At 34.0% G+C, this 25,421-nt stretch carries 18 protein-coding genes and 1 tRNA gene; 8 read left to right on the top strand and 11 right to left on the bottom strand.

From position 1 onward, the window contains the following. The first annotated feature begins 66 nt into the window (after positions 1–66). The 5 genes from HGP29_RS03780 to trhA all read left to right on the top strand — a co-directional run bounded on the left by HGP29_RS03780 (position 67) and on the right by trhA (position 8,345). Complete coding sequence (locus tag HGP29_RS03780; RefSeq protein ID WP_168881012.1) at positions 67–1,005, top strand: ABC transporter ATP-binding protein; 939 nt, start codon at positions 67–69, stop codon at positions 1,003–1,005. Continuing rightward, a complete protein-coding gene (locus HGP29_RS03785; RefSeq protein WP_168881013.1) occupies positions 998–2,302 on the top strand; it encodes an ABC transporter permease in 1,305 nt (434 codons plus the stop codon). Before HGP29_RS03780 ends, HGP29_RS03785 begins: the two co-directional genes overlap by 8 nt. A gap of 153 nt (positions 2,303–2,455) precedes the next feature. Beyond that, on the top strand, positions 2,456–3,766 hold the full coding sequence (gene nqrF, locus HGP29_RS03790; protein ID WP_168881014.1) for an NADH:ubiquinone reductase (Na(+)-transporting) subunit F: 1,311 nt from the start codon (positions 2,456–2,458) through the stop codon (positions 3,764–3,766). A 392-nt stretch (positions 3,767–4,158) separates the two neighbouring features. Beyond that, positions 4,159–7,620 carry a CHAT domain-containing protein gene (locus tag HGP29_RS03795; RefSeq protein WP_168881015.1) on the top strand — a complete coding sequence of 1,154 codons (3,462 nt, stop codon included), beginning with the start codon at positions 4,159–4,161 and terminating at the stop codon, positions 7,618–7,620. Positions 7,621–7,727: 107 nt separating this feature from the next. Then, positions 7,728–8,345, top strand: coding sequence for a PAQR family membrane homeostasis protein TrhA (trhA, locus tag HGP29_RS03800; RefSeq protein WP_211093192.1), 618 nt, complete (start codon positions 7,728–7,730; stop codon positions 8,343–8,345). 43 nt (positions 8,346–8,388) lie between these two features. Here the strand turns inward: trhA and HGP29_RS03805 are convergent, their stop codons facing one another. The 6 genes from HGP29_RS03805 to HGP29_RS03830 all read right to left on the bottom strand — a co-directional run bounded on the left by HGP29_RS03805 (position 8,389) and on the right by HGP29_RS03830 (position 15,629). Further along, positions 8,389–8,952 (bottom strand): hypothetical protein, encoded by a 564-nt coding sequence (locus HGP29_RS03805; RefSeq protein ID WP_168881016.1) that lies wholly within the window; start codon positions 8,950–8,952, stop codon positions 8,389–8,391. Between the two features lie 118 nt (positions 8,953–9,070). Then, positions 9,071–11,329 (bottom strand): SpoIIE family protein phosphatase, encoded by a 2,259-nt coding sequence (locus tag HGP29_RS03810; protein ID WP_168881017.1) that lies wholly within the window; start codon positions 11,327–11,329, stop codon positions 9,071–9,073. A 108-nt stretch (positions 11,330–11,437) separates the two neighbouring features. Beyond that, positions 11,438–12,007, bottom strand: a complete 570-nt coding sequence (locus HGP29_RS03815) for a glutamine amidotransferase-related protein (RefSeq protein WP_168881018.1) — start codon at positions 12,005–12,007, stop codon at positions 11,438–11,440. Positions 12,008–12,100: 93 nt separating this feature from the next. After that, positions 12,101–13,036, bottom strand: coding sequence for a bifunctional methionine sulfoxide reductase B/A protein (locus HGP29_RS03820; RefSeq protein ID WP_168881019.1), 936 nt, complete (start codon positions 13,034–13,036; stop codon positions 12,101–12,103). Between the two features lie 255 nt (positions 13,037–13,291). After that, on the bottom strand, positions 13,292–13,999 hold the full coding sequence (locus HGP29_RS03825; RefSeq protein WP_168881020.1) for a response regulator transcription factor: 708 nt from the start codon (positions 13,997–13,999) through the stop codon (positions 13,292–13,294). After that, positions 13,992–15,629 (bottom strand): sensor histidine kinase, encoded by a 1,638-nt coding sequence (locus tag HGP29_RS03830; RefSeq protein ID WP_168881021.1) that lies wholly within the window; start codon positions 15,627–15,629, stop codon positions 13,992–13,994. Before HGP29_RS03830 ends, HGP29_RS03825 begins: the two co-directional genes overlap by 8 nt. A 551-nt stretch (positions 15,630–16,180) precedes the next feature. Here HGP29_RS03830 and HGP29_RS03835 point away from each other — a divergent pair. Then, positions 16,181–16,258, top strand: a tRNA-OTHER gene (locus tag HGP29_RS03835). Positions 16,259–16,381: 123 nt separating this feature from the next. Here HGP29_RS03835 and HGP29_RS03840 read toward each other — a convergent pair. The 5 genes from HGP29_RS03840 to HGP29_RS03860 all read right to left on the bottom strand — a co-directional run bounded on the left by HGP29_RS03840 (position 16,382) and on the right by HGP29_RS03860 (position 22,386). Beyond that, positions 16,382–17,056, bottom strand: a complete 675-nt coding sequence (locus tag HGP29_RS03840; RefSeq protein WP_168881022.1) for a DUF6515 family protein — start codon at positions 17,054–17,056, stop codon at positions 16,382–16,384. Positions 17,057–17,209: 153 nt separating this feature from the next. Continuing rightward, a complete protein-coding gene (locus tag HGP29_RS03845) occupies positions 17,210–17,920 on the bottom strand; it encodes an SDR family NAD(P)-dependent oxidoreductase (protein ID WP_168881023.1) in 711 nt (236 codons plus the stop codon). Between the two features lie 8 nt (positions 17,921–17,928). Continuing rightward, positions 17,929–18,909, bottom strand: coding sequence for a YpdA family putative bacillithiol disulfide reductase (locus HGP29_RS03850; protein WP_168881024.1), 981 nt, complete (start codon positions 18,907–18,909; stop codon positions 17,929–17,931). A gap of 2 nt (positions 18,910–18,911) precedes the next feature. Beyond that, on the bottom strand, positions 18,912–20,021 hold the full coding sequence (locus HGP29_RS03855) for a hypothetical protein (protein WP_168881025.1): 1,110 nt from the start codon (positions 20,019–20,021) through the stop codon (positions 18,912–18,914). Between the two features lie 121 nt (positions 20,022–20,142). Next, on the bottom strand, positions 20,143–22,386 hold the full coding sequence (locus HGP29_RS03860) for an ATP-dependent helicase (protein WP_168881026.1): 2,244 nt from the start codon (positions 22,384–22,386) through the stop codon (positions 20,143–20,145). A gap of 296 nt (positions 22,387–22,682) precedes the next feature. On the opposite strand from HGP29_RS03860, the gene HGP29_RS03865 reads away from it, so the two are divergent. Further along, complete coding sequence (locus HGP29_RS03865) at positions 22,683–23,255, top strand: YqgE/AlgH family protein (protein WP_168881027.1); 573 nt, start codon at positions 22,683–22,685, stop codon at positions 23,253–23,255. A 95-nt stretch (positions 23,256–23,350) separates the two neighbouring features. Further along, a complete protein-coding gene (locus HGP29_RS03870; protein WP_168881028.1) occupies positions 23,351–25,390 on the top strand; it encodes a M3 family metallopeptidase in 2,040 nt (679 codons plus the stop codon). The last annotated feature ends 31 nt before the right edge of the window (positions 25,391–25,421 follow it).

Consider the following 25,421-nt stretch of genomic DNA (forward strand, 5'->3'; position numbering starts at 1 on the left):
AAAAAACGATCAAATCCATTAAATTGCGTACTATAAAATCTTAATTAATTAATATCTACATCAAAATTGAACATACTAGAAGTAAACGGACTTTCTAAAAAGTATGCAAATCATACCGCTTTAAATAACATTTCTCTTAGTGTACCCAAACAATGTATCTATGGATTGTTAGGCCCAAATGGAGCCGGTAAAACTTCCTTAATACGATCAATCACTCAAATTATCACTCCAGAAGAAGGTGAAATTCTTTTTAATGGTCAAGCATTAACTCCAGCTGATGTTTATAAGATGGGGTACCTGCCAGAAGAAAGAGGCCTTTATAAAAAGATGGGAGTTGCTGAGCAGATTCTATATTTTGCTCAGTTAAAAGGAATGTCTTCAAAAGAAGCAAAACAGAAAACAAAATATTGGTTAGATCGCTTAGAGTTAAAACCTTGGCATGCTCATAATGTCGAAGATCTTTCGAAAGGAATGCAGCAAAAGGTTCAATTTATCTCAACAGTTATCCATGAGCCTGAATTACTTATTTTAGATGAACCATTTTCGGGTTTTGATCCTGTGAATGCCCAATTAATTAGAGACGAGATATTAAGATTAAGAGAAGATGGTGCTACTATCATTCTTTCTACCCATAGAATGGAATCTGTAGAAGAGCTTTGTGATAGAATTGCTTTGATTAATAAGTCTGAGAAAGTAATTGAAGGGACTCAACTTGAAATCAAGAAAGCATACAGAAATAATCAGTTTGATCTTCTTACAACCGATCCAGTTGAAATTGTAACCACTCCACATGAACTTATTCATCCCACTCAACAGGAGTTATATGGTTATAAACAAACTATTAGGTTGAAGGAGTGCTCTCCAAATCAGCTATTAGAAGAAGTAATAAAGAAAACTACTGTTCTTGGTATTCAAGAGAATATACCTAGTATGCATGATATCTTTATTGAGGCGGTTAAAAAAGGAAATGTAAAAGAATTAGTTAATTCAAATCAGGATGCATAAAGTATTACTCATAATCAAGAGAGAATATATTACAAGAGTTCGTAAGAAGTCGTTTATCATTATGTCGATATTAGGACCTTTAATGATTGCTACTTTTTACGGTGTGATTATTTGGGCCAGCATTTCTGATGGTGAACAAAAAGATATAGCTGTTTTAGACGAGTCTGGACTTTTTACAGAGTTGGTAAATGAAGAAACTGATTTGTTTAGGTTTGTCAGTATTTCAGGAGGATCAGATGTCGGGAAAAGCGAACTAAGCAGCGGAGATATTGATGGTTTTCTACATATACCAAGAGATTTTACAGCAGAACATGCTGATGGAGTGTTGCTCTATGAATCCAAAGGCCTTGGTGCTAAGGTTGTTTCTGAGTTAAAAAGAAAATTGTTAGAAAGAGTACGAGACTTAAGGTTACCGAAATTGGGTGTTACTCAAAAACAGATATTATCATTGGATCAGCCTGTTGAAATCAGAACTATAAGTTTGAATGAGGAAGGTGAAGAATCTAATAGTAATGTTGCTATTTCTACAGTTGTAGGTATCATTGGTGGGTTAATTATCTACTTTTTTGTCTTCATGTATTCTACAATGGTGATGAAAGGAGTATTGGAAGAGAAAACCAGTAGAGTGGTTGAAGTGATTGTTTCTTCTGTGAAACCCTTTCAATTAATGTTAGGTAAAATTATCGGTGTTGGTGCTGTTGGATTGACACAATTAGTTTTGTGGATCATTTTAGGTACTGTAACCATTACTCTTTTATCAAATTTTGTTGAAATTCCATATGAAGAAATCCAACAAGCAAACATGAATAATCCTCAAGCTGCTAATTTAGAGGTGGATGGTCTTTCAAAAGCATATTACATGATGCATGATTTTGATTTCTATTCTATCATCATGGTGTTTGTATACTACTTTATTTTTGCCTACCTAATGTATGCTTCTTTATTTGCAGCTATTGGAGCAAGTGTAGATAATGAAACAGATACACAGCAGTTTATGTTGCCAGTGACAATGCCATTAATTTTAGCTATAGCATTGTCGGGTGGTATTGTTTCAGACCCTCAAGGGAGTTTGGCATTTTGGTTTTCTGTGATACCATTAACATCTCCAGTGGTGATGATTATTCGAATGCCATTCATTGGTTTTGGTGGAGAAGTGGTCTTATCAATGGTATTATTACTAGGAGGTTTTCTATTTAGTTTATGGATTGCTTCTAGAATTTACCGTATAGGGTTACTTACCTATGGTAAAAAGCCAACATACGGAGAAATTTTTAAGTGGCTATTGAGAAATGATTAAAGATAACATCAAATAAAATCTCAACATCTTTAAATATTTGGTTTTTGTCTTTTTTTTAAGGCATTTTTCCTTTTAAAAAGGGAAGATGCCTTTTATATTTGTAGCCAATTAAGGAAATGTTTAAAACACTTATCTTTCCACAAATTTTTACTTATGGAACTATCAGTAGTAGTACCTGCAGCGATTGTGGCCTTTACGGTCCTAATCCTGTTTTTGGTTTTTGTACTTCTGTTCGCTCAGATGAAGTTAGTCCAAAGTGGCGACGTTAAGATTGTACTTAACGGCGATGAATCTAATCCTGTAGTTGTTGCAGCGGGTTCAACACTTTTAACTACACTTTCAGCGCAAAAGATCTTTTTGCCTTCTGCGTGTGGTGGCGGTGGTACATGTGCGATGTGTAAATGTCGCGTTACAGACGGTGGTGGAGATGTTCTCCCTACCGAAGTAGGTCACTTATCTCGTGCCGAACAACATGAAAACGTTCGTCTTGCTTGTCAAGTTAAAGTTAAACAAGACATGCAAGTTCAAATACCAGAAGAAATCTTCGGAATTAAGAAATGGGAGTGTGAAGTTGTATCTAATTACAACGTAGCATCTTTCATTAAAGAATTCGTAGTGAAGCTTCCTGAAGGTGAAACATTAGATTTTGAAGCTGGTGGTTATATCCAAATTGACGTACCTGAGGTAACAGTTAATTTTAAAGATATCGATATCACTGCTCACCCTCGTATGGGTAAGAAACCAGACGAATACCAACCAGAATGGGATAAATTCGGTCTTTGGGATCTTAAAATGGTTAACGATGAGGAGATCTTCAGAGCTTACTCAATGGCTAACCACCCTGCAGAAGGTAACATCGTCATGTTGAACATCCGTATCGCAACTCCACCTTGGGATAGAGCGAAAAACGGTTGGATGGATGTTAATCCAGGTATCTGTTCTTCTTATGTATTCTCACGTAAGCCAGGTGATAAAGTGACTGTTTCAGGTCCTTATGGTGAATTCTTCATCAAAGACACTGGTGCTGAAATGATTTACGTAGGTGGTGGTGCAGGTATGGCGCCAATGCGTTCACACTTATTCCACTTATTCCATACATTAAAAACTGACCGTAAGGTACAGTTCTGGTATGGTGGTCGTTCTCGTAGAGAATTATTCTACGAAGAAGATTTCAAGAAGATCGAGGAAGAATTCCCGAACTTCCGTTTCTATAAAGTATTGTCTGAGCCACTTCCAGAGGATAACTGGGTGCCTAAAAAAGACATGGATGATAGAGAAGGCGACGGTTTCGTTGGTTTCGTTCACCAAGCTCTTATCGACAACTACTTATCGAAACATGATGAGCCAGAGGAAATCGAATTCTACTTCTGTGGTCCTCCAATGATGAACGCAGCGGTAATTAAGATGACTGATGACTTCGGTGTACCGAAAGAGAATGTATTATTTGACGACTTCGGTGGTTAATCAATACATAAAATATATAAAAGAAGGCTGTTCGAAAGGACAGCCTTTTTTTGTATCTATCTTATAAAGAACTATAGATGATATTCGAAACATAGCATATCATTGTCAATTAAAATGCTGAGTTTACCCGTTTGTTATTTTTAGGTATAGAAATGTCGATTTCTATCCATTAACGGTCTTAAAGTGCAAATACGAGCTACTTAAACTATTTTTTAAAGAAGTATATATTATTTAATAAATGTTTTAATAAGCTGTTTTTCTTGTTATTATATTATAAATTTGTAACTTAATTTAAGTATGCTTGCATACAATTAAACTCTCGAACATATTATATTATCCGACTACTGATTCTGTCTAGTCAATACCAACTTCTACCTAATAACATTAAAAGCATGATAAAATATATCTTCTGCTTTCTGCTTGTATTTAATTTGTTTGCTACCCCTAATGCTTCAGCTGTTAATGAGATCCCTTTAACATATGAAGAAATTACCCCAGACACCATTAAATTACTTCAAGAACAAGGAAAGCTTGTTGAAGCGAAAGAATTAGTTAATCGATGGTTAAAAGTAACTGAAAGCGAATATGGTGATGAATCCATTGAGATTGTCATTCCACTATTAATTGCTTCCGAGTTGTCGATTATCCATTATGAGTATAAAGATGCGATCAAGCATTTAGAAAAATCCATTGCTGTAATGGATAAGTCTTCAGGATGGTTGTATCCTGATTATGCGATGGCTTTGAATTATTTGGCTTATTGTAAAGTAAGTATTGGAGATTCATTTGCAGCTTTTCCTCTTATAAATGAGGCTGAAATGATCTACTATAAGACTTTAACTCGCGAATACCCAGGTTATAATCTTTGTAATATCAATAGAGCTATCCTAAATAGAGAGTTAGGTGAGTTTCAGAAAAGTGAAGATTATTTTAAGAAATCAATAGAATTTATTGAAAGTAGAAAAGACATTATTTCTCATTCAAAAGTAGATAATGTCATTACAATGGAGTGGTTAAATATTCAATTTGCCAAGTTATATACTGATTGGTATAAACCTGAAAAAGCATTGCCATTATTACAATCTGCTCAAAATTCATTAATAGCGAAAGACAGAAAAACAAGTCCTATATACTCGACATTACTACAAGCTTTAGCAGAACATTGCTATTTGAGTAACAACTATAAAATGTCATTTTCATTCTATGAGCAGTTAATTGACCATAGAACTCAACATTTTGGAGAAACTCATTTAGCTACTATGCGAGCCTATTTAGGTTTGGGTAAGCTATTGGCTGATACTGGTTATCTAGATAAAGCCTTAAAATATTATGGTTTAGTTGATAAAACAGTTAGTAAACTGAAAGGGTATAACAACCTAAAAGCAGATTTATATTTAAGTATTGCTGATGTTTATTTACAAAAAGGTAAACCTTTAGAAATAGAGGATTACTTAGAAAAGGTTGAAATAGAGAAAACAACGGTTAGAGACCTTTATTTCTTCCACTTAAAAGTATTAGGAGACTATTATTTCTTAAAAGGTGATTACATCAATTCGGAATTAAAATTAATGGAATTGATATCATTGGTTCGTCAAGAAAAGGTATTTTATACGAAGTATTATAGCGAGGCGATCACGACACTTACAGACCTTTTTGTAACCTTAGGGAGAATCCAAAATGCCATAGGACTTTGTGATTCTGAAATAAGATTCCTTAAGAAAAGAGGTATGGAAGTAAGTATAGTGTATTTGGATTTAAAACTTACCTTATTAAATGCTCAATTAATTGAGAATATGATTAATGAGGAGCAAACAATGGAAAACATTGTAAGTATTGAAGATAGCCTTACTCGTTTTATTAATCCCAATCATCCTTTATTTATAAAATCAAATACTATAAAAGGAGCAATCTCGAAGAGAAAGAAGGAATACAATGCTGCTGCATCTTATTTTCATTTAGCTATTGATGTAGCTAACCGTCATGGTATTGATGAAATGCAGTACCAACGTATAAAAATTATTGATCAGGCAGGAGCGATGTTTATTGAGAAAAATGAACTGAGTAGTGCATTGGATGAATTTAGAGTTTTAAAGGGTAAGTTTTCTGAAGAATCTGTGTATTGGCCAGGATTTCTGGGTAGAGTTGCTTATGTGAAGGCATTATTGGGAGAATGGGAAGAAGCAAGAATGTTGGCAATTAAAGGAGTTGATATGCGCTTTGACCAATATGATACCCAATTAAACTTTAAGAGTGAAGATGAAAAAATAAACTATATACATCATACCTCTGGAATTTTTAATTACTTCTTTAGTTTAATGACTAGAAGTGAGGGTTTTAAATCCCCGATGATGGTAGAAAAATGTTACGACCTTCAACTTAATTACCGTAAGTATTTCTTAAAAGAAGCCGAGTTAAGAAAACGTAAGATTGAACAATTAGGTAAGTATAGAAGTAAGATGAACTTCCCTTATTATTATGAAGAATTGGATAAGCAGAAATCTAAGCTTGCAACAGCCAATTTCTTCTCAATAAAAGAAAGGAATGATCTTCATATTGATACTTATATGCTAACAGATCGTATCAATAACCTTGAAAAGTCTATAGGATTTGCAGCAAAAGCAAATAAAGACTCTTTGGATGTTGAAGGATATCTGAGTTGGAAAGATGTTCAGGCAAAATTAGAAGAAAATGAGGTAGCTGTTGAGATCATTAAACTGAAAAGTATCAACCCAACAGAAGAGTTTTATGTTGCAATTGCCGTATCATCTGACTGTAAGACTCCTAAATTTATTCCAATTGGCAATGCGAAAATCATGGAGAATGATCTTTTCAGAGCTTATAACAAAGAAACGGCTCCTCGAACAAGGTCTCTAGTGTACAAGAAAAAGTCGGAAAAGACGGTGAATGCTTATGACTTTTATTGGAAGCCAATTCAGAAAGGTTTAAATGAGTTATCACCAACAATTGATAAAATCTACTTAAGTAAAGATGGTATTTATAATGCTATCAATCTTAATGTACTTCATAATAAAGAAACAGATAAATTCTTAATTGAAGAAAAGGATATTCAATTGGTTATCAGTACTTCTGAAATTAATAAATCAGAATACCTGAATAACCTTAAGAACAATGAAATATGCTTATTTGGCAACCCAATTTTTGAAGGAGAGGTAAGCGAGCAAGCAACTCGCCAAGTAGATGAATCCAGTGCTGACCAAGAGAAGTATAGTTTCTTCTTACCTAATTTACCTGGAACAAAGACAGAGTTGGAAAACACTGAAAAACTTTTCAAAAGCAAGGATTGGAAAGTGAGTACGTATTATCAAGCAAGAGCAACGGAAGGGAATATCAAGAAATTAAGTTCATCTCCAGCAATTATGCATATTGCAACACATGGTATCTACATGGATGAGATGATTAATCCAATTCTTGAAAACCAACTACTCAAGTCCGGGTTATTCTTTACAGAAGTCAATTCTAATCAAGAAAAATCATTAGAAGATATTTATGCATCCGGTAATGATGGAATATTAACCGCTTATGAAGTGAAAGGGTTAAACCTTAAAAATACGTCATTATTGATATTATCAGCGTGTCAGTCTGGTGTATCTGATATTTCTGATGGGGATGGTATTTCTGGATTACAGTATGCTTTTAGTATCGCGGGTGTAAAATCGATTATTATGAGTTTATGGAGTGTTGATGATATTGCAACACAGAAACTGATGAACGAGTTTTATAATCAGTGGTTTTTAACGAATGATATTGATAAAGCTTTCAGAAATGCTCAATTACAATTAATGAAAGAATATAAGGATCCTTATTATTGGGGTGCTTTTGTGTTGGTTCATTAGAAAATTTCTTAAAAATCAGTCTTTTAACGAATTTTAATACACATAATCAGATTCTCTATTGTCTTTAATTATGTAAGTGAATATTCATTCAATAATTAAGCCTGATTATGCATATTATCACAAAAGACAAAGAGGAAATTTGGAACTCTATTACCCATGGACTTGGAGTGGTATTGAGTGTAGTTGCTTTGATACTATTGCTATTTAAAGCAGAATCAACAACTGAATATGTTGTTTACAGTGTATTTGGTGCAAGTATGGTCTCTTTATACTTTTCTTCAACGATGTATCATCTGGTAGCTGTTGAAAAAGTGAAATCATATTTGCAGCGTTTAGACCATAGCGGGATTTTTTTACTAATTGCGGGTACTTATACACCTTTTGCTTTTTTATCCTTAGAAAATGATGGGGGAGTAATATTAGGTATCATTGTATGGAGTGTCGCTTTAGTAGGGATGGTTTATAAACTATTCTTTAAAATGAAGTATGCTTGGTTATCGAATATCACCTACCTGGCGATGGGCTGGTTAGCTGTTTTTAAAATGGGGCAGTTACATTCTGAGTTGCAAGAAGGCTTTTGGTACTTAATTGCAGGCGGGGCCGCTTATTCCATTGGAGTTATCTTTTATATTTGGGAGAAACTACCCTATAACCATGTAATTTGGCATTTATTTGTGCTTTTAGGAAGCTTATTTATGTTTCTAAGCATTTACTTATATACTTAAACATAAAACCCCTTCTAAGTTAAATTAGAAGGGGTTTTATGTTTTATAAATCTGAATCAATCAATGTTTTCTTTTTATCTACCATTTGTTGGTCTAAATCATCTCCATCTTCCATTCTAGGAGCAATATGTAATATAGCATGCCAACGATGCCCTATTTCATCATGATAGATACCTAAAGAGTATACAGCGATCTGATTTTTTGAATCAATTTTCTTTTCCAACTTTTTGTAGAATAGCCAAACATAATCCTCTGATTTTACTTCTGTCCAGCCATCAGATTCTTTAAAGGCACTTTCAATATGTACTAAACTGTGTTTTATCGCCTCTATATCTTCATTTTTAAAGATGATTTGTACTTTTTTTAACTTGTTATGTTCAAAGACAGGTAATAAAAAAGCATCTTCATCTAAGAAATTGATTCGATAATCACCATTTACATTTTTCTTAGTTTTAAGCGTTTCTAGTAAGTACTCTGAGACTTGATCTCCAGTCATCTCAGTGTAAATACCTTTGTATAATTTAATCTGTTTTGACTTATCTATTTCTTGTCCAAATCCGAAAAAAGATAATAGTAAAAAAGAAAGGAAAAGGTAGCTAGATCTCATTGTTATTGGTCTTACATGGGTGAAATAATATACCCAATAAACTAAAAACAGTATTGATCTTTAAGTAATGCAATCAATTATCTTTTTAAACTATAATGCTTTATTGATATTCTTTTATTTAGCTGATTTTAAAGCCCATAACTAGCACATCATCAATCTGTTTCTTGTCTTTTTTCCAATGTTCAAAAGTGTCGTCGAGATGAGTGTTTTGTTCATTTAAAGAAAGGTGTGCTATTTCACAGAACTCAGCAATTAAGTGCTTTCTCATAAACTTCTTATTGTCCGGTCCGCCAAATTGATCCTGATAGCCATCTGAATAAATATAGAACATATCTCCAGGTTCAATAGTGATTTCATGTTTATTAAAACCAATCATTTTCTTACTACTTCGGTTTCCACCCACATGCCTGTTGACACCTTTATAGATCATCGGCTGACGATCTCTAACTAATACCAATGGATTTTTAGCTCCTGCATATTGTAATGACTGTTGATCAGGAGAGATCACACAAAGTGCGATATCCATACCTTCTCTTGAATCATTATTTAACCCTTGATGTAGAGTTTCAGCGATGTATTGATCTAATTTAGTAAGTATTTTATCTGGAGAAATAGCTCCTTCTACATTGATTACTTGGTTTAATAATGCATTACCCAACATTGACATAAATGCACCTGGTATACCATGTCCTGTACAATCGATAGCAGCAATGATCGTATGTTCTTTTTCTTTTCCAACCCAGTAAAAATCTCCAGAAACAATATCTCTTGGTTTGTATAATACAAAGTGCTGAGGTATGATATCATCTAATTGTTGGTTGGCAGGTAGCATAGCATTTTGTATTCTCCAGCCAGCAAGAATACTTTCATTGGTTTTTTTATTCTGAATTTGTAATGTGGATAGTGCGTTTTGTAGCTGATCTGCTGTAGTTTTTATTTCTACATTCTGCTCTGATATTTTTTCGTTTTGTTGTGATAAAGCTCGATTAACCTTTTTCTTATCATTTACGATTTTATATTGATAGCCACCAATAGTACCGATAAAAATAACTAGAAGAACTAAGGAGATACCAATCCAATTTTGTTTAGAGATTAAAGCTTCTTGTAATTGATTTTTCTGCTCCAGCATGACTATTTTCTCTGTTGCTATTTTTTCTGTTTCAATGAGCAAGTGTCTAAGATATGATTTGTCATCTTCTAGGTTTTTCAACTTCTCTTTCTGTCGGTCCAAATAATCTTTTAATAACCTGGCAGCTTCTTCTTCATCCAATTGGTTGATAGAGTCTAGAAATGAATAATGCTGTTTGAGTTCAGATAGAGCATTTCTAAGATGTTCCAATTCTTCTTGATCAGGGTTTCCAAATAACTCTAACTCTTCTTTTACCGCTTGATTATATTGACTCAAAGATATTTCCCCTCTGTAATATTTTAGTGAGTTCTGATATGAAATAGCTTCCGCATAATATCGGTTGAAATTCAAAGGATCATCTAAACTTCTATATTCTCCTGACAGGTACTCTTTTTCTTTATAAGGTTTTAATTGCTTTACCGCTTTCACAAAATAATTATAGGCATAGGTCATCTTATTTTCCTTCAGGTAGATACGGCCTAAATCAATGTTGCTAATACCTTCAAAAAATTGCTTCTTTCTTTTTTGAGAAGATTTGATGGCAGCAGAGAAATATTTTTTCGCTTTTTTACGCTCGCTGTTGGTATTTGAAGGAATATAAGTTTTACCAATACCAATTGTTGCAATTATATACAGATCTGTAAGTTGGTGCTCACTGGATAGTTTTTCAGCCTCCATGAAAAAGTGTTGAGCACTTTTAGGTTCGTCTAGATCTAAGTACATAAAGCCAATATTAATTAGCGAAATACCTTCATACTCCCACATTTTTAGAGTATGTGAGAGCTCTTGCGCCTTTGTGAAGATATCTTTGGCTTCTACAAAATTATGACTTGCTCTATAGGTGGCCCCAAGATCAAGGTAAAGTTCTATCTTTCTCGCTTCTTCTAAATTCTTTTCAGCAATAATGATTGCCTTCTTATGGTAATCAATAGCTTGATCAAAAGTAGAAAACTCACGAAACAAAATGGCTTTGGTATTGTATGCTTGAAGAAGTGCGTTCTCATCATTAATCTTACGAGCAAGCTTGATAGCCTTATTAGCAAGCATCAATGGTTTACTCTGATGATGAGGATTCTTCTTTTGTTCCATTAATGCTGTTGAAGTAAGAAAAGTAACCTTTTCTGTATCATCATTCATTAAATTCAATTGTTCATCACTTTGTTGTTGATGTGCATAAACAGAATTGATGATGAAAAATAACAGTATTAGTATAGATGTATTAGTCCTAAAATGTAATGTATTACCCAAGTTAGTTGATCTTTAAATGTATTTAGTCTGTTTAGAATCGATGGTTTCGTCGTAGTTAATTCATCAAAAAGTTTCTTACAAACTATGGTTTAATCTATTTTCAGATTACTAAGAACAAAGATGTAACCAATTTTTTATAATCAGGTGTCCTACCCCCTCAGTAACCTCTGGGTGGAATTGTACTCCATACCATGGTTTTTGCTTATGTTTCATACATTCATTATCACAACTATTGGATTCTGCTAACTTTATAAACCCATTGGGGAGAGAAACACTTTCACAGTGATCTTCTTGAAAAAGAGCATTTTGATCTATACCATTAAATATCGGATCTTCTGGGATAAGCTGATGTATTGTTTCCTCAGCTCTAGCTTCTGTGGTTAGGGATACCTTTCCACCGTCAAGTAATCCTAACATCTGATGACCAAAGCAAATACCAAATACAGGAACATTAATATCTCTTAAGAATGATAGTTTTTCTAGATATGGCTGATTATCCACTTTGGAAAGGAGGATAGGTGCACCACTGATCAATATTTTTTTTGCTTGCTGGTAATGAATAGGAAGAAGTTCATCGAGTTTTCTAATCACCCAAGGTAAATTTTCAGCTTCAAGTATTTCAGCTATGTGTATTGTTTTTGTACTTCCACAATCAATGATTAAGTGATATTCTTCCATTTTCATATTCCTAGTTAAAAAATAAAGCAGCTGTATATTAATAAATACAGCTGCTTTTTGAAAGTCATTTGATGATAATGCTATTATAACTGGTTAAAATCTGTCGATCTTTATGTGACAATAAGGTTTCTTCTGATGTTTGAAATAATACATTTGATGGTATTCTTCTGCATCCCAGAAAGTATCTGCCATAGTTACTTTTGTAGCTACTTTAAATCCTTTTTCCTTTAATTCATTAATTAATTTCTCAGCGATGTCTTTTTGATATTGATTCATATAAAAGACTTCTGATCTATATTGTGTTCCTACATCTGGCCCCTGACGGTTCACTTGAGTAGGGTCATGTATTTCAAAGAATAACCTTGCTAACTCTTCATAAGAAACCTTGTTAGGGTCATAAGTAACTTTAAGTGCTTCAGCATGGCCGGTATCTGTGTAACATACTTCTTTATAGGAAGGGTTATTTTTCTTTCCTCCGGTATATCCAACAGAAGTAGAGGTAACACCAGGAAGTTCAGCAAAGAAGTATTCTACCCCCCAAAAACATCCTCCTGCAAAGATGGCAACATTTTCTTCTTTCTTATCTGCTTCCGCCGTAGGTGTAAAGTTTAAAGAAACTGAATTGACACAATGTCTAACGTTTTTATCTGTTAGTCGTTCCCCTTCAAAAACATGCCCTAAGTGTGCATCACAATTAGCACATAATATCTCCGTTCTTCGACCGTCTTTATCTGTTTCTCTTTTAATGGCTCCTTCAATTTCATCATCAAAGGCAGGCCAACCACAGTGTGCATCAAATTTATCATCAGACTTATACAATGGAGCATTACAACGCTTACATGTATATATACCGTCTTCAAAATGTTCATCATATATGCCTGTTCCCGGACGTTCAGTTCCTTTATTGACAATGACATATTTTTCGAATTCATTTAATGAATTCCAAGTAGATTTATCTTTCATATCTTGAGCTAATATTGATACCGAACTAATGAGTAGTAATGTAAGTAATTTGATAAGTGTTTTCATAGGTGTAATGTTTTGTGATAATGTATTTTTATCTTAATAATGTTACAATTTTAAGGAAGTCTACATTATCCAAATGTGGCATAGTTCACATTTGTTTTAAATCCATTTGATTTTAACACTATTTATACCCTAAAGCATCAACCTAAATAACAGGTTGTAGGTGCAAACATCAATAAATAGATTTTTGATAAAATAAAAAAGCCATGCTGAAAGAATCAACATGGCTTTAATATTTTTATTCAGAATAACAGAGGATTATTCTGCTCCTAATTCTACTAATTTGAAACCTTGACCGTGAACATTTACGATACGTAAATTATCGTCAGGTTTTAAGAATTTTCTAAGCTTTGTGATATAAACGTCCATACTTCTTGAGTTGAAGTAGTTATCGTCTAACCAAATTTTCTTTAATGCTAATGATCTGTCCATAATTTCATTTTTATGGATAGCCAATAAACGCAATAAAGCAGATTCTTTTGAAGTTAATCTTTGCTCAGAACCGTCTTCATTGTATTTCAACATTTGAGCGTTGAAATCGAATGTAAATTTACCAATTTCGAAAATAGTTTGTTTCTCTTTCGAATCAGTTTTACTTTTAGTTCTACGAAGAATAGAAGTAATACGCGCTAAAAGCTCTTCCATACTGAAAGGCTTAGTGATGTAATCATCAGCACCCACTTCAAATCCTCTAAGAGTATCTTCTTTCATTGACTTTGCAGTAAGGAAGAAGATAGGAATATCAACATCTGATTTACGGATACGTTCAGCTAATGTATAACCATCCATTTTAGGCATCATAACATCAAAAATACATAAGTCATGATCGCCGTCTTGGTAGGCTCTTAATGCTTCTTCCCCGTCTTGTGCACGAGTAACTTCAAAGTTTTTAACTTCTAAATACTCTGTTAATAACATTCCTAAATTAGGATCATCCTCTGCAAGTAAAATTCTAGTTTTATCCATTTTCAGATATTGGTAGTTGTATTATAAATTCACTTCCTTTGCCGAGCTCACTCTTGCATTTAATATTACCTTTGTGTGCTTCGACGATATTTTTCACATAACTTAAACCTAAACCGAATCCTTTTACATTGTGTACATTTCCTGTAGGGACTCTGTAAAACTTATCGAAGATTTTACTGATATGTTCTTTTGGTATTCCTTGACCTTCATCTTTAATATGAATTTCCAAATTATCACCCTTTCTGATAGCTGAAAGGTCAATTTTTGGGGCGTCTGGGGAATACTTATTAGCATTATCTAACAAGTTAAAAATAATATTAGATAAATGTAACTCATCGCCTGTAACTTTTACATCTCCTGCAGCCCAATTGAAAGATAATTCACCGCCTCGATCTTCAATCTTAATTAATGTATTGTCGTAAGCCACTTGCATGGTCTTTTGGAGGTCTACATCAACCATTTTTAATTTAAAATCTCCTCGTTCAATTCTAGCAATTTGTAGAACTCTTTCTACTTGTCTGCTGAGACGCTGATTTTCATCTTTAATAACACCGAGATACCTTCCGGAAATACTTGGCATCTTCTGAACATCTGGATCCATTAGGGCTTCTGTGGCGAGGGCTACAGTAGCAATTGGTGTCTTTAATTCGTGTGTCATGTTCGAAATAAAATCATTCGTTATTTCTGAAATACGTTTTTGCTCTATGATAGTTCGTGCTGCGAACACAAAAGTAAGAAGTGTTAACAAAATAAATCCTAAAGAGGAGAAGAGGACAAACCTCATTTTACTGATTAAAAACTTCCTTTCTTCAGGGAATTGCACAAACAAAGTGTTAGAATTATCAAAAACGTCTTTAGGGAAAAGCGTAATATGATACGCACTTGCTATTATAGTTGCATTGCGTTCTACATTACTACTCATAATAACGGTCTCCCGATCACCTTCCCTTTGTAACACGGCAAAATCATAATCAGTTCGTATACCTTTATGAATCATTTCCTGTTTTAGAAGGGAGTCCAGCATACCGAAATTTACTCTGTCTTGTAACATTGTATTTTCGGCTAGGATCATTTCAGAAACAACCTGATTCACCAAGTCTGTTTTCTTCATAATAAGATCCATAGCGATGTCTAATCGCTTTCTAGCAGTAGAATCTGAGGTGATATTACTAACTATATGCTTGTTTTCTGTAGAATCTGTGATACCGTACTTTGCACCTTCGATATCCGATAATACGGTTTTTGTTGCCGTACCTGTTTTTTTGATAACGGCTTTTTCTTGAACCTTATAAGCTATACCTTGTTTTGCTAACTTATCAGAACTGATTGTTTGACTGATATTTATGTTTTGTTTGCTTGTCCAGTAAGCCTGTTGTTTTACGGAGTCATACTTTACATTGACATCACTATTCGTGACAGAAATGTCATCCAGAAACCTTTTGGTCACTTGTAAAACTTCTTGTTGTTCTAAACGCTTAACAACATTGGTCAACAATTCTCCAATTTCTTGTTCAAAATGACTTTTTCTCTCCGAGATAGCTTCTTTAATCCAATAATATTGTAAAGATGCCAAGCCAAACATGGCGATACACATTAATGTGATTATGGTAATGAGTCGTCTTCTAGTCATATTATTATATGATAGTATGTTGAGGTGCTAACATACCTTTTTTGTTTCAAGGTAAACAAAGTAGCTAAATAAAAACGAATAAAAAAAGCTTTGTTATTAGGCCTAAAGCCCATTTCTAACGCAGCTATTTATTGAAATACTCATTAAAAGTATTTTCACAAAGAAATAAAATGTTTTACAGTTTATTGACGATTTAACGTTTCTTATTTAAAGAATTTGTAAGTAATGCACTCAACACTGCGTACTTATATATGTATGTGAAAATTGATATAAAATTTTAAAAAAGATGTAGTAGGCCTTTAAATAGGCTTTAGCATTATTTCTAACGGGATTTATTGAGGGGGAATTAAGAAAGAATTACATATCTTAAACATTTTTAAAACAGTGTTAAAATAGGGTAAGATTCTGTTTTTAAGTCTGTTAAACTCTTGGGTTGTCTTTGTTTAAACTTGTTAGCAATTCAACGGTCTAAATCGCTATGTATACTTTATACATATTTGTATAATTGTAAAAGAAACAATAACCAATGAAAGCAAATAATTGTTTTATCAGTGAAAATAGCTCAACGGTAGAGCGTAATCAAATTCATAAATATGATTAAGATATGGGTTCGACTCCCATTTTTTGCTCTCATAGTAGAAAGTAGCAATGAGAAATAGCGAAAAAGAAGGCTTGTTTTACGAGCCTTTTTTTTATTTTCTAATAATCCCCATTTCATTCTAATTAGTGTATGAAATGGGGATTTATTTTGCTTAATTCTTAGGTGTAGTTACCGCATAGTTTGATGTTCCATTTTGTTGAGGCATTGCTGTATACCAAATGCCATTGCATACATAATACGTTTCTCCGTTAACAATCTCAGTTTTAGTTCCTTCAGGTAATTGATTAACTACAGCTCCTTGTGGTGCAGTAATTACAGTATATTCTTTTCCATTGTTCTGATAATAGTTTCCTGCATAATAGTAATATGTTCTTCCTTCAATAATTAAGGTTACCGAACCTTTGGGTAAGCTTTTTATGGTAGACCCAATTGGTGCTGCTACTACTTTATATTTACCATTGGATTGTTTTTCGTAATACACGCCATTATCGCAATAGTAATCTTTTTTCTGGTTGTTTTCATCTATCGCATGTACAACAATTGCAGTTGCGGCAATAGTCGCAGCGGTATATCCAACAGGATGCCAATAAGGTCCCCAGACAGGAGCACCTACATATACAGGATGATAAACCGGGTGTGCAACAAATGTAGGACCTGTATGTATAAAAGTAGGACCAGTATGTACCACAGCTGTTGAATGATATGGATAAGCTCTCGTAACAGTTGCTCCTCTATGCAGATATACTTGTGCAGAAGAGGTATGACTAATACAAAACAGGCTAACTACTCCTAAAATTGTATGTATATTTTTTTTAAAGAATTGCATGGTTGATAAATTTTGATTGATACCAACACATACGGTGTGAAATAAGAAAAGAGTTAAGTAGTTTGTAGTTTTTTTTGAAATGTTTAATCTGTAACAGAAAATAAATTATTTACTGATAGAGAGTAATAAGAAATTGATATAAAAAAAGGAAGCTTAAAGCTTCCTTACATCTTGATAACTTCCTGAAGTGTGTTCAAGAAGTTTAGGAAAAATACTAGCAATGTTTTCTGCAGCTTCTTTTGGTTTTGGCATTACTTCAGTACCTCTCGCAGCTTTAAGTCGCCCCATACTAGGGAATTCCTCATGGTTTACTTTTTCACATAAGTAATCTTGCATGCCTGTATCGATTAATCCAGGTGCAAGTGCTGTATAATGTGTCTTTTGGTATTCAACAGCATACAGTTTAACCAACATGTTTAATGCTGCTTTGGAAAGCGAATAGCCAGACCATCCTTTATTACCATTTACAGAAGCACCAGAAGAAATAGCGACCACCTGCTTTACATCTATACCCAAACCATATATTGTATCTAAAACTACTTTATTAGCCCATAGGTTAACATCCATAAGGTGTTTCATTTCCTCAATATTAGCGTCAGATATCCCTTTTATTTCACCTAAAAGGCCTGCGTTTAAAACTACGGTATCTACTTCTTTTACATCAGATAATAACTCTTTTAAACCACTTTCAATAGATTCAAAATTACCTAAATCAATATTTTGATGATGGTATAAATCTGCTCCTGTGAGATCATTGGGAGTGTTTCTACTTACACCATAAACTGTTGCTTTCTGATTTAAGAAGTATTCAACAAATCCATGACCGAGGCCTTTGCTGCTTCCTGTAATTAATATATTTTTCATTCGTTTAGTTACTTCAGTTTCTTTGTAATATTATCATAAATATATTCGGCATGAACTCTTGAATTTTCTATAAACCATGAGTTGGTTTTCATACCTCCACAAACAACACCGGCTAGGTATACATTTTCCATATTGGTTTCATGTGTTTCCGCATTATATTCGGGTTGTTTGATTTGATCTTCTGATAGTTTTATACCAATACGTTGTAAAAAGTCGAAATTAGGTTGATAACCCGTCATGGCTAAAACGAAATCATTCTTTATTCTGATATCTTTTTCCTCTAAATGACTGTAGAAGATAATCTCAGTTGATGTGATCTCTTTTACTTCACTTTGAAAATAACACTTGATGCTACCTTCTTTGATACGGTTTTCAATATCAGGTTTAACCCAATATTTAACTCTGTCGTTTATTTCAGGTTCCCTAATGATAAGCGTTACATTAGCTCCTTTTCTGTAGGTTTCTAAGGCACAATCGATAGCAGAATTGGCACTACCAATAACTGCAACCTCAGTGAAGGAATACAGATGAGGGTCGTCGTAGTAATGCTTTACTTTTGGTAGATCCTCACCGGGTACATGCATTAAATTGGGGATGTCGTAAAAACCGGTAGCAACAGTCACAGTTTTAGTGAGGTATGTTCCTTTTGATGTTTTTACTTCATAAATAAGGTCTTTTACAGAGTGGGGTTGCACATCTAAAACGGTTTCAAACAGATGCATATTTAGATCCCAAGTGGTTTGTACTCTGCGATAATATTCTAATGCTTCTCTTCTTACAGGTCGATGATTGTGAGAAACAAATGGAGCTCCTCCAATTTCCAACTTTTCCGATGTAGAAAAGAAGGTCATGTTGACAGGGTAATTATATAAAGAGTTGACTAAACATCCCTTTTCAATGATCAGATAATTCAGGTCTCTTTTTTTTGCCTCAATTCCACAGGCCATACCTATTGGACCTCCTCCAATAATGATGCTATCGTATATCATTTTTATTTCTTCTTAAGGCGAATAATTTCAATCTTTTGTTTTAACTGATTAAAGTACTCTTTGTTCTCAAAAATGGAGAAACCAAAATCGTTAATTGCTAAAGCTAAATCGATATGTTCTGTCTCAGTTAAGTCGTCGAAAGTGGCTGTTAATTGTGCTCTTTTTCCATCTTTAAATGTTCCATATAATGTTATGGAAACAGAGTTGACAGTAGAATAAACAAGCCTTCCACAATGTTTATAGTGTTCTTGCATTACTTTGGAAGACATTAGGGGAGCTTCAACTGCTTTTTTCCATTCCTCAGCCATATCACCCCAAAAAATATCATTGCTTCTTTCATTGATCTTTTGCATCAGAAGGTTGTAATCTGATACGAGTCCCAGAGGAAGTCTGTCAGTAAGAAGAGCAGCATATTTTTTGTGTTTATCAGGCCTAAATTGAAAACTTGCTTTTACTAAACCTGTAGAGTCATGTGTTAAAGTATCGAACATCTGAAATGTATGTTGTCTAAACTCCTGTAGGTTTTCACTTTTTAGCTTATTGACAAAAGCATTTTCTTCTTCCTGATAGGGGTTATGAGCATAGATGATAGCAGAAGACATAGGAAACAAAGCTGTAGTGTTATGCATATGAAAAGTTCGTACAGCTTGCTGAACAGAATCTACAGAAAGCAAACTCATTAAATAGTCACTGTTTGCATCTGTAGTAAAATTGATTAATCCGCTTACTACTTCTCTAATTCTTACTTTTTCCTTTAATAATTTTCGGTTGTGATGCAGGTAATCATGCCATATTTTCATCTTATTAGAATTGGCATCGAATTTTTCCAACTCATCTAATTTCACTCTTTCGGTAGGAGAGAAGTTACCATTATTTACCTGTCTAACATATTCAAGTACATAAATCCAATAAACTAATCCACCCACAGTACTTAGTTCATCATCATTCCATTTTATTAAACGTCCGAAATTATCATTGTAGGTAAGGTGAAATTTATCAGGGTTTTCCTCCATAAATTCTAAGAAATAACTGGGAGGAGTAATTTCTTGGGCATGAGTTATCTTACTAATAAATAGACATCCAAAAAAAACGACAATTGATAATGTTCTCATAAGTTTGAGGTTCTCAATGTTAGGTAGTAAAGTGAATACTAAAAAATCCCACAGCGCTTAACTGTGGGATCAAGTGACTGTTTAAGTCTTAAATATAATCAATTTTTTAAGGCGAATTTTCTTATTCGTCTTCAAGTATCATCAATTTAGCGAATGTAAGAATCAATGTTTTCTTTCCTACTTCTTCAAAAGCAATAATAGCTCTACGATCTAATCCTTCTTCTGAAAGCTTTTCAACAATGCCGTCACCAAACTTCATATGACGCACTTTAATTCCAGCAGCGAGATTATCTGTTTTCGAAGGAACAAAAGGACGGTCATCTTTTGGTTTAACAACTTTCTTAGTGAAATTCGATGGTTGCTGACGTAGAGACCTAAAGTTGGAGAAGCCAGGTACACTTCCTGGTCCTAAGTCTTCATTGATTGAACTTCTTCTCATACTGATATATTGAGGTGAAATTTCATCTATAAAGCGAGAGGGATCACACATAATCTGTTTACCAAAACGATACCTTTGCAGTGCATAAGACATGTATAGCTTTTGCTTGGCTCTTGTGATGGCAACATAGAATAATCTTCTTTCCTCTTCTAGATCTTCTCTAGTCTCCAGCATCATTTGAGATGGGAAAAGGTTTTCTTCCATACCTACTAGGTAGACATAATCATACTCCAAACCTTTAGACATATGAATGGTCATTAAGGTAATGGCATCACTTACGTCTTCCTTGTCTTGAGTTGTGATTAAAGAAATCTCTTCAAGGTAGGTAACAAGACTTTTATCTTCTTTCTCTGGATCATCTGTAAAACCCTGAATACCGTTAAGCAATTCTTGAAGGTTGTCATAACGGTTTTTTCCTTCTGGAGTTTTGTCTTCGTAAAGCTCTCTAAGAATACCAGAATTTTTGGCAATAAATGAGGCGGTTTCAAATGCATTCTTCTGTTCTGATTGCATTTGGAAAACCTTAATCATGTTCGCGAAGTTCTCTACCTGAGTAGCTACCCTTCCGCCAAAAAATTGGCGAATATTTGATACAACATCCCAGATACCTAATTTATTTTCCGCCGCCTTCACAAATAAGTTGTTGACGGTAGTTGTTCCAATACCTCTTTTAGGATAGTTGATGATACGCTTAAATGCTTCCTCATCCTTAGGGTTGGTCACAAACTTCAGATAAGCGATCATATCTTTGATCTCTTTTCTTTGGTAGAAAGAGAGACCTCCGAAAATCTGAGCTTTGATGGAGAGTTTAACTAAAGCTTCCTCCAACGCTCTTGATTGTGAGTTGGTACGGTATAAAATAGCGATATCACTAGCAGGGATATGATCTTTTATAATGGCTTGTTGAATACTCTGAGCAACAGATCTAGCTTCTTCTAAATCAGATGGAGAGCGAATAACTTCAATTCTATCACCAATAGCATTTTGTGTAAATGTATTTTTCTCTAGTTGATTTTTGTTGTGAGCAATTACCGAATTGGCTGCTTCAACAATAGTCTGTGTAGAACGATAATTCTGCTCTAATTTGATGACTTTCAACTCAGGGTAATCTTTTTCAAAGTTCAGAATGTTTTGAATATTGGCCCCTCTAAATGCATAGATGGATTGTGCATCGTCTCCTACCACACAAATATTACGGTTTCTTGCCGCTAATTTTCTTGTGATATAATATTGAGAGATGTTGGTGTCTTGAAACTCATCAATCATGACGTATTTGAACTTATTTTGGTATTTGTTCAAAACATCTAAATGCTGATGAAGAAGTACATTGGTATTAAAGAGAAGATCATCGAAGTCCATGGCGTTGGCTCTAAAACAACGGATGGCATATTCTTTATAAATTTCAAAAATTTTAGGCCTACCGCTTGCCTCATCTTCTAGTCGAAGATCATTATTTTGCTCATAGGCTCTCCATGATACTAAGTTATTTTTTGCACTAGAAATTCTAGATAAAACAACATTAGGCTTATATAGCTTATCGTCTAAACGAAAGTCTTTTACGACCCCTTTTATGACCGATTTAGCATCTTCAGTATCATAGATGGTAAAATTGGATTGATAACCTAGTTTTTCAGCTTCAAAACGAAGGATACGAGCAAAAACAGAGTGGAAAGTACCCATCCATAAGTTTTTTGCATCATCACCAACAGCTTCAACAATACGCTCCTTCATTTCTCTAGAAGCCTTATTGGTAAAGGTCAATGAAAGTATATTGAAAGGCTCAACGCCATTATTGATCAAGTGAGCAATCTTATAGGTTAAAACTCTTGTTTTACCAGATCCAGCACCTGCAATAATCATCATTGGGCCGTCCATATTCACAACAGCTTCTCGCTGTGGTGGGTTTAATCCTTCTAAATAATCCATCTTAATATTTATGATCTCTTCATTCTGAAATGCTAATTTACAATCAATTTTGTTACTTTTTTAATCAATTTGGCATTTTTCGTTAAAAAGATGCGCAAACAAAATTCAATTAAAAAAGTTCTCTATATCGTGACCTTTTATTAGGCTTTTTTATGAAAAGTATATTACAATTTCAATTTCTTGCTTATTTATTTTGGTTTATTGGATGATATTTAGAAATTAAGAATGTAATGCAATCGCTTGAAAAAATTAATGCTTAAGATGTATTGAAAATTGTCTATCTAGACTTTACTGCTATGGATTTTACTATCAATTTTGGAAATAGACCCATCGGAAATGGTGATTTACTTATCTCAGAACCATTTATGAAAGATCGTAATTTTGAACGATCAGTGATCATTGTGTGTGAACATGATGAAGTGGAAGGGTCTTTTGGTCTAATTTTAAATAAACCTTCTTTAGTTACAATCGAGGAGGTGGAAAGTAGGCTTGAAATAGATAGCCCAATATACGTCGGAGGTCCAGTAGAACAGGATACATTACATTACATCCATAAATTTAAAGATGTAACCAACGCAATACCCCTAAAAGACGGTTTGTATTGGGGAGGGAATTATGATGAAATCAAAGAATTAAATCATAAAGGCCTACTTAATGTCAACAATTGTCGCTTCTTTATGGGATACGCTGGTTGGGAAGAAAAGCAGCTTAGAGGCGAGTTAAGAGAAGATTCTTGGGTAGTTTCGAATATGAAATTAAACAATATTCTTGATGAACCTGTTGATACGCTATGGCAACATGTTTTGTATAACATGGGTGGCAAATACAAAGTGTTTGCAAATGCACCTAAGAATATTAGAATGAACTAGATTTTTATCATATAGTATACGATATTGTGTAGCCTTTGACTCAGAGCAGTTGGAGGCTACAATTTTTTAGAACAAAACTTTACTTTACATATAGAATGCAAAATCCTTTATTAAAACCTTTTAATACACCGTTTGGAACGGCCCCTTTTACTGAAATCAAAGAAGAACACTTTCTACCAGCATTTGAACAAGCAATAGTTGAAGCAAAAGAAAATATTCAAAAAATTGAAAGCAGTACAGATGCACCAACTTTTGATAATACAATCGTTGCATTAGAGCACTGTTCTGATCTTTTAGGAAAAATAAGTAGTATCTTTTTTAATCTGAATTCAGCAGAAACAAATGATGAAATTCAGAAGATTGCTCAAGAAGTTTCTCCAAAATTAAGTGGGCTTCGTAATGATATTTTATTGAACGAAAAGTTATTTGATAAGGTAAAAGCTGTATACGATCAAAGAGAGCAGTTAACATTGTCTACTGAAGACAGTAAATTACTAGAAAAATCATATAGCGACTTTGCTTTAAATGGGGCAGCTTTAGATTCAGAGAAAAAAGAACAGCTAAGAAATGTAGATCTTGAGCTATCAAAGTTATCTCTTACTTTTGGTGAACATGTATTGGCCGCGACAAATGCTTACGAAATGGTTGTCGACAATGAAGCTGATTTAAAAGGATTGCCTGATGCAATTAAAGAAGCAGCTAGCATGACGGCAAAAGAGAAAGGAAAAGAAGGTAAATGGGTATTTACATTACAATATCCTAGTTATATACCATTCATGACTTATGCGGAAAACCAAAGCTTAAGAGAAGAATTATTTAGAGCATTTGGTAGCCGTTGTTTTGATGGAGGTGATAATGATAACCAAGAAATTGTACAGAAATTAGTACATCTACGTAATGAGAAAGCACAATTACTTGGCTTTGAAAATTATGCAGATTATGTTCTTGAGAAACGTATGGCTCCATCACCACAGGCTGTTGTTGATTTCTTAAATGATTTACAGCAAAAAGCTCGCCCTGCGGCAGAAAAAGAAGTAGAAGATGTGATTGCTTATGCAAAAGCAAATGGAGCAGAAGAAGTGCAACGTTGGGACTGGGCATTCTGGTCTGAGAAATTGAAAAAAGAACGTTTTGATATCGACGATGAAGCTTTAAAGCCATACTTCAAACTTGAAAATGTTTTGAACGGCGTTTTTGATGTATCTAATAAATTGTATGGATTAAATTTCAAGGAGAGAACGGATATTCAAAAATACCATGAAGATGTAATGACTTATGAAGTTACAGATGAAAATGGCCGCTTAATATCAGTCTTCTATGCAGACTTTTTCCCGAGAGAAGGGAAAAGAGGTGGAGCTTGGATGACTTCATTCAGAGGACAAAGCTTTGTAGAAGGTGAAGAGCAAAGACCACATGTATCTATTGTATGTAATTTCACTAAGCCAACAGAAACAAAACCATCGTTACTTACTTTCAATGAAGTAACTACATTGTTCCATGAGTTTGGTCATGCATTGCATGGAATGTTGGCAGAAGGGAAGTATGAAAGTTTAACAGGAACATCAGTTTATTGGGATTTTGTAGAATTACCATCTCAGGTTCTTGAAAATTGGTGTTATGAAAGAGAAACATTAGACCTTTTTGCAAAACACTACGAAACAGGTGAAGCTATTCCTCAAGAAATGATTGATAAGATCAAAGCATCTTCAACTTTCTTAGAAGGATATCAAACATTGCGTCAAGTTAGCTTTGGTTTGTTAGATATGGGATACCATAGATTAGCAGATGGGGTAGTGGATAATGTTGCTGACTTTGAGAAAGAAGCCATGGACTCGACATCATTAAATGCGATGGCAAAAGTAGAAGGAGTTAACATGAGTGTAGCATTCTCTCATATTTTTCAGGGGGGATACGCCGCAGGATATTACTCATATAAATGGGCAGAAGTATTAGACGCAGATGCCTTTGAGTTATTTAAAGAAAAAGGAATTTTCGATAAAGCAACTGCGGATAGTTTTAAAGAAAATGTGCTTTCTAGAGGCGGAATCGAAGATCCAATGGTACTTTATAAGCGTTTTAGAGGTCAAGAACCAAAGGTAGATGCTTTATTAAGACGAGCAGGTCTTTTGAACTAGACAAAAAAATGTGCTACCTTTGTACTTATTA

The organism is Flammeovirga agarivorans, from assembly GCF_012641475.1.
GTDB classification, from domain to species: domain Bacteria; phylum Bacteroidota; class Bacteroidia; order Cytophagales; family Flammeovirgaceae; genus Flammeovirga; species Flammeovirga agarivorans.